The sequence below is a fragment of the Sinosporangium siamense genome, from assembly GCF_016863435.1.
Lineage (GTDB): Bacteria > Actinomycetota > Actinomycetes > Streptosporangiales > Streptosporangiaceae > Sinosporangium > Sinosporangium siamense.
The window spans coordinates 155,375-171,437 of record NZ_BOOW01000032.1; the positions used below are offsets into that span (position 1 = coordinate 155,375).

At 68.1% G+C, this 16,063-nt stretch carries 16 protein-coding genes; 7 read left to right on the forward strand and 9 right to left on the reverse strand.

Translation table 11 applies throughout. The features are described 5' to 3' along the window. Position 1: 1 nt before the first annotated feature. Genes Ssi02_RS25840 through Ssi02_RS25855 form a run of 4 tightly spaced genes read right to left on the reverse strand, consistent with a single transcriptional unit; the run spans position 2 to position 4,803 of the window. Complete coding sequence (locus tag Ssi02_RS25840; protein WP_204030143.1) at positions 2 to 1,471, reverse strand: peptide MFS transporter; 1,470 nt, start codon at positions 1,469 to 1,471, stop codon at positions 2 to 4. Next, positions 1,468 to 2,670 carry a cytochrome P450 gene (locus Ssi02_RS25845; protein ID WP_204030145.1) on the reverse strand — a complete coding sequence of 401 codons (1,203 nt, stop codon included), beginning with the start codon at positions 2,668 to 2,670 and terminating at the stop codon, positions 1,468 to 1,470. Before Ssi02_RS25845 ends, Ssi02_RS25840 begins: the two co-directional genes overlap by 4 nt. Further along, entirely contained in the window at positions 2,667 to 3,668 is a 1,002-nt protein-coding gene (locus Ssi02_RS25850; RefSeq protein ID WP_204030147.1) for a beta-ketoacyl-ACP synthase 3, read from the reverse strand. Before Ssi02_RS25850 ends, Ssi02_RS25845 begins: the two co-directional genes overlap by 4 nt. Next, positions 3,652 to 4,803 carry a cytochrome P450 gene (locus Ssi02_RS25855; protein WP_239129682.1) on the reverse strand — a complete coding sequence of 384 codons (1,152 nt, stop codon included), beginning with the start codon at positions 4,801 to 4,803 and terminating at the stop codon, positions 3,652 to 3,654. Before Ssi02_RS25855 ends, Ssi02_RS25850 begins: the two co-directional genes overlap by 17 nt. A 286-nt stretch (positions 4,804 to 5,089) precedes the next feature. Between Ssi02_RS25855 and Ssi02_RS25860 the strand changes: the two genes are divergently transcribed. The 6 genes from Ssi02_RS25860 (at position 5,090) to Ssi02_RS25885 (ending at position 11,834) form a co-directional block, all read left to right on the forward strand. Beyond that, a complete protein-coding gene (locus Ssi02_RS25860; RefSeq protein ID WP_204030151.1) occupies positions 5,090 to 5,827 on the forward strand; it encodes an SDR family NAD(P)-dependent oxidoreductase in 738 nt (245 codons plus the stop codon). A 50-nt stretch (positions 5,828 to 5,877) separates the two neighbouring features. Next, positions 5,878 to 6,285: a SchA/CurD-like domain-containing protein gene (locus tag Ssi02_RS25865; protein WP_204030153.1), complete on the forward strand. Its 408-nt coding sequence runs from the start codon at positions 5,878 to 5,880 to the stop codon at positions 6,283 to 6,285. Between the two features lie 107 nt (positions 6,286 to 6,392). Beyond that, on the forward strand, positions 6,393 to 8,228 hold the full coding sequence (locus tag Ssi02_RS25870) for an AfsR/SARP family transcriptional regulator (protein ID WP_204030155.1): 1,836 nt from the start codon (positions 6,393 to 6,395) through the stop codon (positions 8,226 to 8,228). Positions 8,229 to 8,243: 15 nt separating this feature from the next. Beyond that, complete coding sequence (locus Ssi02_RS25875; protein ID WP_204030157.1) at positions 8,244 to 9,908, forward strand: FAD-dependent monooxygenase; 1,665 nt, start codon at positions 8,244 to 8,246, stop codon at positions 9,906 to 9,908. A gap of 316 nt (positions 9,909 to 10,224) precedes the next feature. Beyond that, positions 10,225 to 10,563 carry a hypothetical protein gene (locus Ssi02_RS25880; protein ID WP_204030159.1) on the forward strand — a complete coding sequence of 113 codons (339 nt, stop codon included), beginning with the start codon at positions 10,225 to 10,227 and terminating at the stop codon, positions 10,561 to 10,563. Between the two features lie 395 nt (positions 10,564 to 10,958). Beyond that, positions 10,959 to 11,834: a hypothetical protein gene (locus Ssi02_RS25885; RefSeq protein ID WP_204030160.1), complete on the forward strand. Its 876-nt coding sequence runs from the start codon at positions 10,959 to 10,961 to the stop codon at positions 11,832 to 11,834. A gap of 50 nt (positions 11,835 to 11,884) precedes the next feature. Here Ssi02_RS25885 and Ssi02_RS25890 read toward each other — a convergent pair whose 3' ends face one another. Next, positions 11,885 to 12,901, reverse strand: a complete 1,017-nt coding sequence (locus Ssi02_RS25890; RefSeq protein WP_239129683.1) for an STM4015 family protein — start codon at positions 12,899 to 12,901, stop codon at positions 11,885 to 11,887. 316 nt (positions 12,902 to 13,217) lie between these two features. Then, positions 13,218 to 14,150 carry a helix-turn-helix transcriptional regulator gene (locus Ssi02_RS25895; RefSeq protein ID WP_204030161.1) on the reverse strand — a complete coding sequence of 311 codons (933 nt, stop codon included), beginning with the start codon at positions 14,148 to 14,150 and terminating at the stop codon, positions 13,218 to 13,220. A 49-nt stretch (positions 14,151 to 14,199) separates the two neighbouring features. On the opposite strand from Ssi02_RS25895, the gene Ssi02_RS25900 reads away from it, so the two are divergent. Beyond that, positions 14,200 to 14,631, forward strand: a complete 432-nt coding sequence (locus Ssi02_RS25900; protein WP_204030162.1) for a DUF2000 domain-containing protein — start codon at positions 14,200 to 14,202, stop codon at positions 14,629 to 14,631. Position 14,632: 1 nt separating this feature from the next. On the opposite strand, the gene Ssi02_RS25905 is transcribed toward Ssi02_RS25900, so the two are convergent. From Ssi02_RS25905 to Ssi02_RS25915, 3 genes are all read right to left on the reverse strand, one after another. After that, positions 14,633 to 14,845 carry a PadR family transcriptional regulator gene (locus Ssi02_RS25905; protein WP_239129687.1) on the reverse strand — a complete coding sequence of 71 codons (213 nt, stop codon included), beginning with the start codon at positions 14,843 to 14,845 and terminating at the stop codon, positions 14,633 to 14,635. A gap of 225 nt (positions 14,846 to 15,070) precedes the next feature. Next, on the reverse strand, positions 15,071 to 15,292 hold the full coding sequence (locus Ssi02_RS25910; RefSeq protein WP_239129698.1) for a sensor histidine kinase: 222 nt from the start codon (positions 15,290 to 15,292) through the stop codon (positions 15,071 to 15,073). Between the two features lie 100 nt (positions 15,293 to 15,392). Then, positions 15,393 to 16,063: M16 family metallopeptidase (locus Ssi02_RS25915; protein ID WP_204030164.1), on the reverse strand; the 671-nt coding region annotated here is incomplete at its 5' end.

The window sequence follows — 16,063 nt, forward strand, 5'->3', positions numbered from 1 at the left end:
GTCAGGAGGTGAGTGATCGTCGGAGACGGTCGCCTCCGACAACGAGGCATACAGCGGCGAGAAAGGCCGGCACCAGGAGGAAGCCAAAGAAGGCGGGCCCCGGAACTATCGGCCAAAGTCGGGCGAACTGCGCGCCGAGCGCGGCACCTAGGGCGGCAGAAAGCCAGAACAAGCCCATCATGCGGCCGGCTGCCCGTTCCGGAGCGATCTGCGCGCTCGCACTCAATCCCACCGGGCCGAGGACGACCTCGCCGCAGGCCAGCAGGAAGAACGCGAGGACCAGCCAGAGCGGCGAGACCGGCGGTGAGTTGGCCGAGGCCACCGCCATGACCGTCAGAGACGCGCCCATCGCCGCCAGCCCGAGCGCGTATTTCCGCGGGACGTCCAAACGGTCTCCTGCCCGCAACCACAGCCACGCCGCACCCGGTGCGAGCGCCAGGATGAACAGCGGGCTCAACGATTGGAACCAACTCGCCGGGATGATCATTCCAAGGAGATCGCGGTCGGTGTAACGTTCGGCGAAGAAGCTGAAGACCGCACCCGACTGCGCGAAGCACATCCAAAAGAGGGCAGAGGCGGCAAACAGCCAGCGATACGCCCGCAGCCGGGTCAGGTCCGCAGCGGTCAGGCCTTTCTGCCGCAGCACTGACCGGAAATAGAGGATCGGCACGACGATCACGGTGAGGCCCACGACCGCCAGAACATGCTCGATCGTGAACCACCCGGCCATGACGTCCACGGTGAGCAGGGACCCCGCCACCGCCGCCACCACGACGGCCCGGCGGCGCAAGGAGCGCACGAGGTGCGGGGGAGCGGGGGCCTCGGGGAGGCGGCCGAGCTCGCCGAAGCGACGCCGGCCGAGCACATATTGCAGCACGCCGGCGGTCATGCCGAACGCCGCGGCGCCGAACCCGGCGTGCCAGTGGACCCGCTCGCCCAGAAATCCCGTGACCAACGGCGCGATCAGCGCGCTGACCTGCACACTCATATAGAAGATGGAGAAGGCCGACTCCCGGCGGGCATCCTCTCCCGGACCGTAGAAACGGCCGAGGACCGCCGCCATGTTGGGCTTCAGCAGCCCGGTCCCGGCGGCGACGAGAAGCAGGCCGAGATAGGACACCGCATCGAACGGCACCATCAGGCAGTAATGCCCGAGCGCGATGACGACGGCACCCCAGAGCGTCGCCCGCTGGGCGCCGAGGACCCTGTCGCCGAGCCATCCGCCGGGCAGCGGGAGGACGAAGGCGACCGCCATATAGATGCCGAAGAGCGCTCCCGCCGTACCGGTGTCCAGGCCGAGCCCGCCCTCGGAGCGGGGCGACGCCGCATAGAGCGCGAGCAGCGCCTGCATGCCGTAGAAGCTGAAACGCTCCCACATGTCGGTGAGGAAGAGCGTGGCGAACCAGCGCGGGTAGCCGAAGAACGTCTTCTCACCCGGTGAATCGGGCTCGGCAACCGTACGCGTGCTCATCGCCGATCCCAGACGACCGGAAGCGCGTCCAGCGTGCGGTGGGTGTGGCCGTCGGCCCACGTCAGGTCCGACTCAGGGACCGCGAGACGCAGGCCGGGCAGCCGGCGCAGGACGGCGCCGACGGCCACGCCGAGTTCCAGGCGCGCGAGCGGCGCCCCCAGGCAGTAGTGGATTCCGTGCCCGAAGGTGAGATGCGGGCTGCCGGGGCACTCCCGGTCCAGCCGCAGAGTGCCGGGGGACTCATAGACACGGCTGTCGCGGTTGGCCGCCACGATGGCCGGGAGCACGCCCTCTCCCGCCCGGATCCGCACACCGCCGAGGTCGAGATCCTCCGTCGCGATGCGCATCAGGCCCCCGTTGACCGCGGGTACGGCATAGCGCAGCAGTTCCTCGACCGAGACGCCGATCCGTTCGGGGTGTTCGCGCAGCGCCCGGGCCTGGCTCGGATGCCGCAGCAGCGTGAGCAGGCTCGCCGCCATCTGGCCCGCGGTGGTGTGGTGGCCCGCGGTGAGGAGCGTGTTGCCGAAGGTGATCAGCTCCGCGTCGCTCAGCGCGTCGTCCCGCTCCTGAACCTTGATCAACGCACTGAGCAGGTCGTCGGCCGGCGCGACACGCTTACGCGCGACCAGGTCGGCGAGGTAGGCGCTGAGGTCGATACTGGCCTGCCGGGCCTGCTCCCGGCTGTGGGCGGTCAGCGTGAGGATGCGCTCGGTCCAGCTCCGGAACAGCGCCCGGTCCTTGTACGGCACACCCAGCAGGTCGCAGATGATGACCATGGGGAGCGGCTGGGTCAGTCCCGCCACGAGGTCCGCGGGCGGACCGGCCTGTTCGATCCCGTCGAGCAGTCCCTCGGTCACGCTCTCCACGCGTGGCCTCAGCAGCTCCATATGGCGTGCGGTGAAGGCCTTGGCCACCAGCCGCCGCAACCGGGTGTGGGCGGGAGGATCCAGGGAGAACAGCGAGGTGCCGGAGTCGGGTCTGGCCGGCCGGAGCCGCGGCGCCTCCGGAGCGTTCGCCAGCCGCCGGCTGAGCCTGCGGTCCGACAGCGCGGCGCGCACCTCCGCGTAGCCGGTGACCAGCCAGGCGGTGTCCCCCGTGGGAAGGACGACCAGGCTCACCGGCTGCGTCGAGGCGAGGTCCAGAAACTCCGCGGGCGGCTCCACCGGATCCTCGGCGGGAAACGGAAACGTCCTGGTCACGGCAGCCGCACCACCTGGCTGGCATAGACGACGCCCGAGCCGAATCCGATCAGCAGCGCCAGCTCCCCGGACACCACCTCGCCCTTGCTCAGCAGGGTGTCCATGGCGAGGGGGATGGACGCCGACGAGGTGTTTCCGCTCTCGCGGACGTCCTGGGCGACCACGACCCCGGGCGGCAGCTTGAGCCTGGCCGCCATCTCCTCGGTGATCAACCGGTTGGCCTGGTGCGGGATGAAGGCCGAGAGTTCGTTCACGGTGACACCCGCCGCCTCAAGCGCCCGCGAACCGGCGGTGGCGAGGTTCTCGACGGCCCACCGGTAGACCTTCCACCCGATCATCCCGAGGACCGGCCAGGGGGTTTCCGGGTCGGTGCGGAGGCTGGGGTGCCAGAACCCGGTCATGCCGACCGCGTCCGCGCGGCCGGCGTCGGAGCCCCAGATCACGGGACCGATGCCCGGCGTCGCCGACGGCCCCACCACGACCGCCCCCGCGCCGTCGGCGAAGAGGAACGCGGTTGAGGGGTCGCTGTGATCGAGGATGTCGGTGACCCGCTCCGCCGCGACGATCAGGACGTGGTCGGCCGTCCCGGCCCGCACCATGTCGCTGCCCATCGCGAGACCGTAGGAGAATCCGGCGCAGGCCGCCAGGATGTCCAGCGCGCCTGCCTCGGTCGCGCCGACGCGCAGGGCGACCTCACTGGCGAGCGAGGGCATCTGGGTCAGGTGCGTCGTCGTGGCGACCAGCACGAACCCGATCCGGTCGGCGTCGACCCCGGCCTGGGCGAGCGCCTTCTCCGCGGCGGCGACCGACATGGCGGTCAGCGTCTCCTCCGCCCCCGCGTAGCGGCGGGACCGCACACCGGAGCGACGCTCGATCCACTCCTCCGTCAGCCCCAGCCCCTCGGCGATCTCCGAGTTGGGCACCGACCGCGCCGGGCGGTAGACGCCCAGCCCCATGATCCGGCTGTAGCGGGGCTCCGCGCTATTTCGCATCCGCATGCTTATCGTCTCCTCTGTCGTCGATCTCCCCCCACGCGACGGGGAGAGCTGTCAGTGCGCGCAGGATGCCGCCGCTGCTCCAGCGCAGCTCCTCCTCGGGTACGGCGATGCGTAGTCCGGGAAACCGTTCGATCAACCCGCCGAACGCGGTGACCAGCTCCATCTGGGCGAGCCCGCGGCCCAGGCAGTGGTGGATGCCGGGGCCGAAGGCGACATGGGGGTTGCCGGGCCTGGTCACGTCGAAGGTGTCCGCCTGCGGGAAGACGGAGGCGTCGCGGTTGGCGGACGTGGTCGAAGGGATGACCGCCTCACCGGGGCTGATGGTGACCCCGCCCAGCTCCACCGTCTGCACGGCCACCCTGATCGTGCCGCCGCTGACCGGTCCCGGCGTGTAACGCAGCACCTCGTCGATCGCGGCAGGCAGCAGCTGCGGCCGCCGCCGGATCAGCGCTACCTGGCCCGGGTGGCGCAGCAGGATGGCGGCGCCGTTGGCCAGCGCGGTGGTGACGGTCTGGCAGCCGGCTGTCAGCAGCGTCGAGGCCAGGGCGAGGAGTTCGTCCTCACTGAGCCGGTCGTCCTCGTCGTGCGCATTGATCAAGTAGGCGAGCACGTCGTCCGAGGCGGATTCGGCGCGCTTCCGCGCCACCAGCTCGCGGAAGTAACTCCGCAGCTCCGCTCTGGCCTGCTCGACCTTCGCGCGATTACCCGGCGTGACGCTCAACGCCGCCTCGACCCAGCGTTCGAACACCGTCCGGTCCGCCTGAGGGACGCCGAGGAGCTTGCAGATCACCTTGACCGGCAGGGGGCGGGCGAGCCCCTCGACGAGATCGTACGGTGGCCCGGCGGCGGCCATCGCGTCGAGCACGCCGGCGACCAACCGCTCGACGTGCGGCTGCAAAGCCCCGATTCGCCTGGCGCTGAAGGCCGGCGCGATGAGACGGCGCAGCCGGGTGTGATCGGGAGGGTCCATCGTGGTGATCGCCGAGCGCTCCGGGGCGGCGGGCCCGAGCCGGGGCGCGCCCGGTGCCGCCGCTGCCGCCCGGCTGAAGCGCGGATCGGCCAGCACCTGCCGCACCTGCGCATATCCGGTGACGAGCCAGGCGGTGTCGCCGCTCGGCAGGCGCACTCCTGTCACCGGGCAGTTCTCTCGCAATCGGGCGAACTGCGGTGGCGGTTCGAAGAGTGAAGGTGCCTCGAAGGGAAATGCGATATCCGCTTGTGCCTGATCGGCCGCCATCGGCGTGCTCCTAGCGTGCAACGGCATCACGACCGACTCGACGCTGGCAAGCAGGGCTTGAGCGGCGATCGAAAGCCACTCGAAAGTGAAATGCGGCCTAACGTCCTTGAGTGGTTCTCCAGCGGAGTTCTAGCAGGCGCGCCAACGCTTCGAACCCACACCGTAAACACAGGAAGGGATAACGGTGGACATTCGCCTCGACGGGAAGCGCGCGCTGATCACAGGGGGGACCAGAGGCGCGGGCCGGGCCATCGCTTTCGCCTTCGCCGAGGCCGGCGCGACGATAGTAGCCTGCCACCGCAACGACGGAGAATCAGCGGCGACGACCGCCAAGGCCCTCGCGGAAATCGGCCCCGGCCATTCGGTCGTGCGTGCCGACGTCACCTCGGAGCGGGACACCGCCGCACTGCGGCGCCATTGCGAGGAAAGGCTTGCGGGATTGGATGTCATCGTCAACTCCGTCGGCGGGTTCCGGTTGAAGCCGGTCGCCGACCTCGATCTCGCCGCCTGGCACGCGATAGTGGACTCCAATCTCACGTCGGTGTTCCTGGTCCTGCGCGACCTGCTGCCGCTGCTGTCCGACGGAGGCTCCGTCGTGAACATCGGGGGCGCCGTCGCCACCCGGGGCCTTCCCGGCGGCAGCGGCTACACCGCGGCCAAAGCCGGGCTGCTCGGGCTCGCGCGCTCGCTGGCCAGGGAGGTCGGCGGGCGCGGGATCAGGGTCAACACCCTCGAACCCGGGGTGATCGAAAGAGAGGACAGGCCGAGGCTCCCCGCCTCCTTCAGGGACAGGCTGGCCTCGCTCACGAGCCTCGGCCGCCTGACCTGCGAGGCGGATGTCACCGCGGCGGCGCTGTTCTTCGCCGCCGACCTCTCGCGTTCGATCAGCGGCGCCACGCTCACCATCGACTCGGGCTTTTAGCCGCGAGCCGGGTTTCCACGCACGGGACGCTTTCAATCAGGGGAGACGCCATGGCCTATGCGGCAATCACCTACAAGGTCAAGCCCGGGTGCGAGCGGGAGATCACCGAGATCTTCGCGGACTATCGACGCCCCGGTTCACCGTTCCTGCGCGACGCGGAGGGCCGGCAGGTCGGCATCCTGCTCGGCACCGCGCTCTTCGTCAAGGACGACACCGTCGTCCGGGTCATCCACTACGAAGGAGGAACCGTCGAGGACGTGGCCAGGCACATGTCCTCCCAGCAGGGGGTTCGTGAGGCCGAGAGGCGGATGGCCCCCTATCTGGCCGAGTCCAGGGACACCCAGACGGCCGAAGGGTTCATGGCCTACTTCAGCGAGAGCACCATGACATGCGTATCCGCGCTTTATATTCCAACCGAATTCCTGCACAAAGAGTCTAAAATTAACGACGCCCGGTAAGGGGTCTGAAGAATAAGCCGATCGCGGGGGAATCGGCAAAACGATCTCCTTGACATCCATGCGGTTGATCGAGAACATCGTCTTGACACCCGGGGGGGGACGGACGCATGAGATTCCTAATCCTAGGCCCGTTGGAAATCCACGACGATAATCGAAAACTGGCTCTGTCGGCGGCGAAACCGAGCCGGGTTCTATCCCTTCTGCTGCTCAATCACGGCCAGGTGGTCGCGACCCGCACCCTGATGGAAGAACTGTGGGGCGACAATCCGCCGGTCAGCTCGTCGACCACCTTGCAGACCTACATTTATCAGCTCCGCAAACTCCTTTCCTCATCTTGTTCCCACGGCGCCCACGCGCTGCAGACCCACAGCGCCGGCTACCGGCTTCAACTGGCGGCGGGGTTTTTCGATCTCGACCGGTTCACCGACGCGATGAACCGCGGGCAGCGCGAGCAGACGCGGGGAGAGCACGACAAGGCGAGAAGCAGCTTGACCGAGGCGCTCGGCCTCTGGCGGGGACAGGCTCTGGCCGGCTTGGAGCTCGGACCTCAACTCCAGGCGCGTGCCACCGGCCTTGAGGAGCTGCGGGCGCGCACGTTGGAGATGCGCATTGAAGCGAGCCTCGCGATCGGACTCCATCGGGAGGCCGTAGGTGAGCTGCGAATGCTCACCGCCGCTGAGCCGTACCGCGAGGGCCTGGCCTCCCAGCTGATGATCGCTTTGTACCGCAGCGAGCGGCGCAGCGAAGCCCTGGAGGTCTATCGGCGGCTCCACCGGCTGTTCATCGAAGAGCTCGGCATCGACCCCTCTCCCAAAATCCGCAAGCTACATGAAGCGATTCTGAAGAACGACGCCTCCATCGACTTCCACCCCCAGGGCCCCTCCTCCGCTGTGCATCTCCAGAGCCGGGTGAGACCCGCCCAGCTGCCGGCGGACATCCCCGATTTCATCTGCCGGACGAGGGAGCTGGCCCACATCACCTCCGCGCTCGGCCCGCAGCGTGACGACCACACCGGCCGTCCCCCCTCACAGATCGTCATCACCGGGATGACGGGGGTGGGGAAGAGCGCACTCGCCGTTCACGCGGCCCACGGACTGCGCGCGCACTATCCGGATGGGCAGCTCTACGTCCGGCTTCGGCGAGCCGGGCACACGATCTCCCCCTCGGACGCGCTTGGCGGCATGTTGCAGGCCGTCGGCTTCCCACCGACTGCCATCCCCGCCAACCTGGAGGAACGCAGCCACCTCTTCCGGTCGTGGGCGGCGGACAGGAAACTCCTGGTCCTGATCGACGACGCCGTGAGCGCCAACCAGGTCGAACCACTTCTCCCGGCCGGCATCCGAAGCGCCGCGATCATCACGAGCCAGAGCGCCATCGGCGGTCTCCCCGGTGCCGAGACGGTGAGGCTCTCACCCCTCGGCACCGGCGAGGCGACGCAACTCCTCGCGCTTTTGGCGGGGAAGCGCAAAGTGGCGGCGGAACCGGAGGCGGCCGCCGCCATCTCGCAGATCTGCGGTGGACTGCCGCTGGCCATCCGCATCTGCGCCGCCCGGGTCACCAGGCGAAGCTGGTCGCTCAGCCAAATGCTCGCCCGGCTGGCCGACCACGCCGAGCGCCTCAACGAACTGTGCACCGACGGACTGGACATGCGCCGCGACCTCGCGACGGGCCTCGCGTCGCTCACCCGCCGGGAGATCAGCGCGTTTCAGCAGCTCGGCACCATGCGGGCCGACACGTTCACCACCACGTACGCGGCGTGCGAACTGATGGCAGGCGTGCGCGACACCGAGCGCCTGCTGGACCGGCTGCACGAGGCCAGTGTGGTCCAGCTTCTGGGGGAGAACACCGGTGGCGAGCCCCTATGGCATTTCCATCCGCTGATGCGCAGCTACGCCGTCGAACTCGCCTACGCCGCGAAGGACGATGTGCGCTCGGCCGTCTGACCGGAGGGTTTCTCAGTGAAAGGCTATGAATCAACAGACGTGCTCATCGTCGGCGGGGGCCTCGCGGGTCTCGCCACGGCGGTGTTCCTCGCCTGGCACGGGGTCGACTGCCTGATGGTGGAGAAACACGGCGGCACCTCCATCCACCCGAGGGCACGCGGCATCAACCCGCGCACGATGGAGCTCATGCGCTCCGTCGGACTCGAGGACCGCCTGCGGGCCACCGAGTCGGCCAGGGCACTCGCCGGCAACGCCGGTGTTCTCGCGGTGGAGAGCCTGGTGGGCAAAGAGCTCGGCCGGCTCCAGCAGGCCTACCACATGGATCCCGGAGCCGACTTCAGCGCGCTGACCCCGACGCCGTGGTGCCTGTGCCATCAGGACGAGTTCGAGGTCGTTCTCCGGGCGCGGGCCGAGGAACTCGGCGCCAAAACCGCCTACGGCACGCGCGTGAGCGACATTCAGTGCACCGACGACGAGGTCAAGGCCGTCCTGCACGGGCCTGACCAGACCTCGCAGGTGCGGGCGCGTTACCTGGTCGCCGCCGACGGAGCCTCAAGTCCGATCCGCACCTCCCTCGGCATCCCATTCGAGGGTGTCGGATCGCTGGCGAACTACGCCAACATCCACTTTTACGCCGACCTACGCGCCGAACTGGGGGACCGCCGCTTCGTCCTCTGCTACACGATCAACCCTCGGGTCCGGGGGGCACTGCTGCCGATCGACAACGCCCGGCGCTGGCTCTTGCACGTGCCGTACAGCCCGTCACACAACACGATGTCGGACTTCGACGACGAGCGATGCACGGAGCTCGTCAGGGCGGCTGCCGGGTGTGACGATCTCGACGTCAAGATCCTGGGCGTGGTCCCGTGGGAGGCCGCCGGGCGCACGGCGGGCACCTTTCACGCGGGAAGGTGTCTCCTCGTAGGGGACGCCGCGCACGTGATGCCGCCAAGCGGGGCCTTCGGCTCCAACGTCGGCATACAGGACGCCCACAGCCTGGCGTGGAGACTCGCGGCGATCATCCATGGATGGGGCGGAGAGCAGATGCTCGCCGACTACGACGCCGAACGCCGTCCCATCGCCGCCGCCACCGTCCACCAGGCGGTGCTCCGCTCCAAAGACCGCCCTCGGCTCACCCAGGAGGCCCGCCCCAAGCCCAATCCGGCGATCATGCCGGACTCGGTCGTGATGTTCGGCGGGCGCTACCCTTCACCGTCCCCAGGCTCACTGGTCGCAGCCGCGCCGTCCCCGGATGCGGCCTCTTTGAGTGAGACATCTTCGAGTGAGACGTCTTTGGGTGAGGTCTGGGAGCACGAACTCGGCGGGCTCCCCGGCACCCGCGCTCCACATCTCCGGCTCCCGGCCGGCGGCTCGCTGCTGGACCTCTACCGGAAAACCATGGTGCTGGTGGTGGGCCCCGCCGGGACGGCATGGCGGAGCGTGGGGGCACGAGCCCATGCCCGGCTGAACGTGCCCTTCACCTGCCACCAGGTGGGCGTGGGCCCGCTCAGCACCCTCGGCGCGGAATGGGCCGACGCCCACGGGGTCGGAGCCGACGGCGCGGTGCTTGTACGGCCGGACGGCTACGTGACCTGGCGATCGGCGGGCCCGCCGGGGCCGCGGGCGGAAGAGGAACTCGCGAAGACCCTCCGAACCATGTTCCGCCGGTCGCCCGGCTGACACGAGGGCTTCGATTCCCGGCGCCGCGCTCCTCGGTCCCACACGTCATGCAGGATGGCCGAGTCGCCTGTTGGCCACATGTGGGCCCTTGCCGACCGCATTCGGCCAGGCGGCATCTTTGGACAGGGCCGTGACGAGCCGCTCCTGCTGTGTGCCGCCTAGCGCTCTCGTCTGGGGACCGTCGGGAGCGGATGGTGGGTGGGCACCGCGACCGTGGTGGACACGATGAGCACGGTCAGTGTGCCCTCGCCGTCGTTGCCGATGTGGAGGCTCGTCCTCGACCTCACGTGACGTGCGACACCGGAGGTTTAGGCGGATGACGACACACGCCGGCGCGGAGCTAAAAGACGTCGAGCAACTGGACATCCCCGAGTTGCCGGTGCGCGAGGAGTCGGTGGCCCCCGAGCGTCTGCATTGGAAGCGGCAACTCGCCGCGGCATTCCCGCTCGCAACGGCGACGACGAGGGCATCGCCGGGCACATCACTGTGCGCGACGTCCGCCTTCGACATCCTGCCGTGGCTCCGCGACGCGTTCACGTCGCCCGCGGAGGGGCCGGAATGGGCGGTCGCTCCGCTGGATTTCGTGCCGCCCGCCGGCCCGGCCAGGTCCGGTCGGCATCCGCTCAGTTGGTGTTGCGGACCGTTTCATTCTTGAACTCACGGGATCAGGGATTCTTCCGCCGCATCAACTGCCTCATGACTTTCCTGCTCTACGCGCTGTCCAAAATCTCTGGATTAGGACACTCAAAAGGCCGTTGCTGTGGCAGCGGTGCCGGAAGAAGTCTAGCCGCCGCTGCCTGCCTCATATCGATCAGCGTGAGTGGCGATCGCAGGAGTATTCGCTGTGAGCTGCTACTTGAGGCGCTCGTCCGAATTTCTTGAGCGAGTCTCCGGGGGTGGAGTCGTCACGTCGTGGCAATAAAGCCCGCCTCATGCGAGGATAATGGGCATGTCGCGATGTCAAAGGACCGGCTTATCGTGGTGAACCGATCGAAGCCTGCACGAAGCCATCGCCCGAAAGAACCTCAGTGATGGTGGAAGCGGCCGATCATGAAATGGATCGGCGGCACCGTGGCAACACCGGTGCTTGTCGGTGTTCTGATCTGGGCGCTTCAACAGCCGTTCGCTTCGCCCGCACAGCCCATCACGGTGCCTTCGCCTTCCACGTCGACGCCCAGCCAAAACCCTACCGAACCGCCCATCGCTATCGATCTCGTTCGGGTGGAGCGCGTCGCGGAGCACGGCAGTTGGATCTTCCCGCAGCCAATGAGGCTCACAGTTGATGAGCTGGCCCAAATCAATAAGTTCGATCCGTATTCCAAGGAGGCCGAACAGTGGTTCCGGCGGCGTGGAGCCGTGGACCTGGGGGCCGTGGAAATAAAAATCGTCGTTCGCGGTAACAGGGACCGGCCCGTCCGGATTATCGGTATGGCTGTAGACAAGGAGTGTGGCCCCCCGCTTCAAGGCACATACTTTGAAAGGCCCTCTGCTTGGATGGATGACATCGTGCGGGTCGGCTTCGATCTTGATGCCCCCGGCCCGCGCGCCAGGACGCTCGATATCGGTGACCAATTGGGGAACGACTTCTTCCAAGAACACACAATCTCACTGAAACCGGATGAGGGTGTCGATGAGGATGCTGTGTTTATGGTCAAGGCGATGACGGAGAAGCACTATTGTGATTTCTCAATCGTCTTCGAGGTTCTCGATCGCGGCCGTGTGATCAAGCATACCGTTGACGACAACATTAAGCCGTTCAAGGTAAGCGCCCTCCACATGCGCGAGTCAGGCGATTATCCAGGGATCGACTTCTCGCGCTATCCGGTGTTGTATGTCAGCGGAATAGCGAAGCCTGTGCCCCACAAAAGCGAAGGTTGGGAGAGCGCAGACCCGCACGAATATCACGAGGGGCTGGGGAGTGGTTAGTGTGACCGCATACGTCATTGGCCGGCTCCCTTCCATGCATCGGGTGCGGGTTATTCCGAGACCGCCACGTAGCGCCACTCCTCCTGCTGTGGCTGGGGCTCGGAGAGGTCGACCTCGATGTCTGGGAGGGCGTGGCGGACTCGCTCGGCCATGCCCTTGCTGAGGAAGTGGTGGTGCAGGTCGAGGTGGCGGAGGTGGGTGAGGGGCTGGCCGCTGAGGAGGGCCTCCGCTCCGGTGTCGGACAGGGTGCCCATGCCCAGGCTGAGCACCTCCAGGCGGGCGACGACGGGGGCCGCGGCGATCGCGGCTGCCACCTCGTCCTGGATCTCGCTGTTGCGCAGGCCCAGCCGCCGCAGCGCGGGGAGGCCGGCGCCCGACAGGATGCCGCCGAGGTCGCCCACGGTGGTGTCGCCGCCGTAATTCTCGACGCCGAGCCACAGCTCCAGGTGCTCCAGCGCGGGCAGCTCGCTCCCGCCGACCGCGCGGACCACCCCGCCGGGCAGGCCGCCGCACTCGAAGCGCAGGACCTTGAGGGCCTCATGGCGCACGGGACGGAGGGTGAGGCCGTCGCTCCCGCGCACGTCAAGTCTTTCTAAGCGCGGGAAGGCCTCGAGGAGCGGGGTGATGTCGCCCTGCCGGATCCAGGAGATCTCACAGGCCTCCTGCTCGACGAGCCCGAGGAACAACGAGCGCAGGCGCGGCAGCCGGTGGGCGTTGGCGGCCAGCGCGGCGGGAACGTTGCAGGTGTTGGTCCCCGCGACCACGATCGCCTCGATCCGGGAGCCGTCGACCTGGCCGAGCAGCTCCTCCAGCTCACGGGCGATCGTCGCGCCGCCGTCGTCCTCCTCAAGGGCGTCCACGTCGTAGAGCGGCCAGGCGAAAGCCGCGGGGTCGGGGGACGGATGCTCGACGAGCACCCACGGGTAGGCGATGGGCAACCCGGCGAAGCGCTCGTAATGCGCGTCTGACGCGCTCCAGTGATAGACCGCGTTGCCGGACAGGAACATCTCACCCGGATCACGCAGGTCGGCCGGCGTCTCAAGGTCGTCGTCTTCGTGGAGAGTCACGGGAAGCATCCTCGCCTCGGGCTTGCGGGACTCCTGTCCTACCAAGCACCTACGACAGAAACGATGCGCGGCGAAACAGCCGATCCAAGTCAGACAGATTCCTGCAAGACCGGATTTCCAAGTAGTGGTGCCCACGCTGCCGCTTGGCGGTCACCGTACCCCCATGCGGGAAAGGACCGATCTGCCCATTCTCGAGAACGCCGGACTGGTCGCGGAGTTCTCGAAGCGCTTGTCCTGCATGACGTCGCCCTCGGCGTGAACGACTGGGGCGGCCCGTTCGCTTTGGTTACCCACGGGCGGATCGGGCGGCTTGTCATCACCTCATGTGAGGCGTTCGGCGACTTCTCGCATCAGGTGCCCGCTTCAGGGAAAGGTCGCCGGGGCTTTTCCGTTCGCGTTCCATCGACGCCAAGGGCAGGTGCGCGGCTGCTTCGCGGACCACGGACCGCCCACCGTGGATGGATTGGGCGTAGCGGCCGGGTGCTACGCCGAGGATTCTTGTGAAGTTGCGGGTGAGGTGGGGCTGGTCGTAGAAGCCGGTGAGAGTGGCGACCTCGGACGGCGGGTGGCCTTCCAAGAGGAGGCGGCGGGCGCGGTCTATGCGGCAGGCCGTCACATATTGATGGGGAGCGATGTCGAACTCCCTGGTGAAGGCGCGGATCAGGTGGGCGGGGTGGGCGTGGAGGGTGGCGGCGGCCTGCTGGAGGGAGAGCGCGCCTGGGAGGCGGGCGTGCAGGAGGGCGCGGAGGCGGTGGGCCAGGCGGCTTTGGTCGCGGCGGGTGAGGCCGGACGTGTGGTGCCCCAAGTGGTGGTGGAGGCGGTCGCAGACGAGGGTGAGGCGGCTTTCGCTCTCGAGTTCCTCGCCGCGGACGGTCAGGACGTTGTGGAGTTCGCGGATGCGCAGGCGCAGTAGAGGGTCCTGGATATCGGGGCGGTCCACCGCAGTCCCGATGTGCTGTTCGCCCAGGAGGGCGGAGTCCAGGTAGATGACACGTTTGCGGAAACCTCGGGAGGTCACCGGGGTGCCGTTGTGGGCCACGTGGGGCGGAAGCAGCGTCACACGGTCGTTGAGCGCGCTGTGTTCGTGGCGGTCGAGGTTGTAGCGGACTACGCCGTCCTCGATGAGGAGAAGTGTCCACGTCTCGTGGGAGTGCATTGGATAGACGTGGTCGGTGAAGTAGGCGTGGAACACCTCTGTCACGCCTGCCACTTGGGGCCGCCAGACGGCGACGTCGCGGCGGGCAACCATGCAAGGATCGTACAAGACGGGTTCCCGGCCGCGGAGCATGCTCAAGTGCATGACAAGCGAAGGAACTCCTGTTCGTTTCAGCACGAAGATCGCTGTTCTGCTGCGTGAGGATTTGCAGACGTGGCAGCGGGTGAACGTCACCGCTTTTCTGGTCAGCGGGCTGGGAACGGAGGAGCCCGGGATAGTCGGAGAGCCTTACTTCGACGCCGACGAAAACCGATATATGCCGATGTTTCGGCAGCCGGTGCTGGTTTTTGAGGGCACCAAGGAGGCAATGAAGGCCGCCCACACGCGGGCCCTCGTCCGGAGAGTGCCACTCGCGGTCTTCACGTCGGACCTGTTCGCCACCGGCAACGAGGCCGACAACCGCGCCGCCGTACGCAAGATCGGCCGAGATGACCTCGACCTGGTCGGCATGGCCATACACGGACCGCGCAACAGTGTCGACAAGATCCTCAAAGGCGCCCGGATTCATCCGTGACTTAAGGGTTTGGCCCCCGTGGCACACCCTCGCCCGCCCCGTTCTCCAGGTGCTGCAACGCGGGGTAGACGGCACCGGGGCTCGGCCGCCAGGAGCCCTGGCTGCGGTCGGCGATGCGCTGCACGACTTGGTGCCCGTTCCACTGCTCCTCCTCACTCAGCACGGCCAGGGGCGCCCTACGGATGTCTCCGCGGCTGGGCTTGTGCGCACGCATCGCCATGATCCCGGCGGGAGGTCCGGGCGCACGGATGGCCATGGGGAGGGCAGGTTGAGCGAGGTCCAGGGGGGAGGGCGGGCTCCGCGCCCGGGAGCACGGGCGCGAGGGCCCCGGGTCGCGGCGGGTTGCCCGGTTTAAGGGATCTCTTTGTTGCGCATGGCTGACCACCCGTCAAAAGAAGTTCTAGAAGAACCCGGCAGCGGAACTCTGCTTCTAGAACTTCTATAGATCAACTGCTGGGAAGGCGACGGTGACGGTCAGACCGCCGCAGGGGGCGGGGACGGTGGTGAGAGTGGCGTCGTGTGCGGCGGCGACGGCTTGCACGATGGACAACCCCAGCCCCAGGCCCTCCCCGGTGCGTGCGGTGCCGAGGCGCTGGAACGGCTGGTAGAGCCGCTCGACGGCGTCCGGCGGCACGTCCGAGCTCGCCACCCATGAGGTCACGGAAGTGGACCCGGCGACACTGGAAAAGGCGCAGACCACCTGCGCGTGAAGCTGGGGCCGGGTCCGCAGACGGGCCCCGGCCGACGGCAGGAGGTAGTCCTCAGCCGACCACGGTCAGCGGAAACCCGAGCGACTCAAGCGTCCCCCGCACGACCCGTGCGTCGCCGACTGCGACGACGACCGGCGCCGCCGAGGCCATGTGGCGGCTGACCGCCGCGGAGACAGTGCCGGCGTCCAGTTCACGGAGAACACGAAATAGATCGTCGACATGATCGACGGGCAGGCCGTCGCCGACGGCCGACGCCAGGGCGTCGGCGACGGCCTGCGCGGTCTCATATCTGGCCGCCGCCCCAAAGGTCAGGGCCTGTACGGCGGAAGCACACTCGTCCGCCGTGATCCCCCCGCCGGCCAGGCGCCGCACCTCGGCCAGCAGGAGGCCGAGCGACTCGCCGGTCACCTCGGCGTGCACCGCCCCCTCGGCCACCAGCAGACCGGCGCCCCCCACCGGCACCGGCTCGGTCAGGAAACCGTAGGTATAGCCCCTGTCCTCCCGCAACACGGCGTTGAGCCGGGACGACAGGCCACCCCCGAGCACCTGCCAGGCCACGGTGAGCGCCGCCCACGCGGCCCCGGTCCGGTGCGCCACGCCGAATCCAGCGGCCAGATGCGTCTGGGCGGCCCCCTCCCGGTGCACGAGCACGAGCCGCGGCCCGCCAGCGAACCCCGGCACGGACACGGCCGCGCCCACCCCCGGCAGCCGGAGGTTCGGGA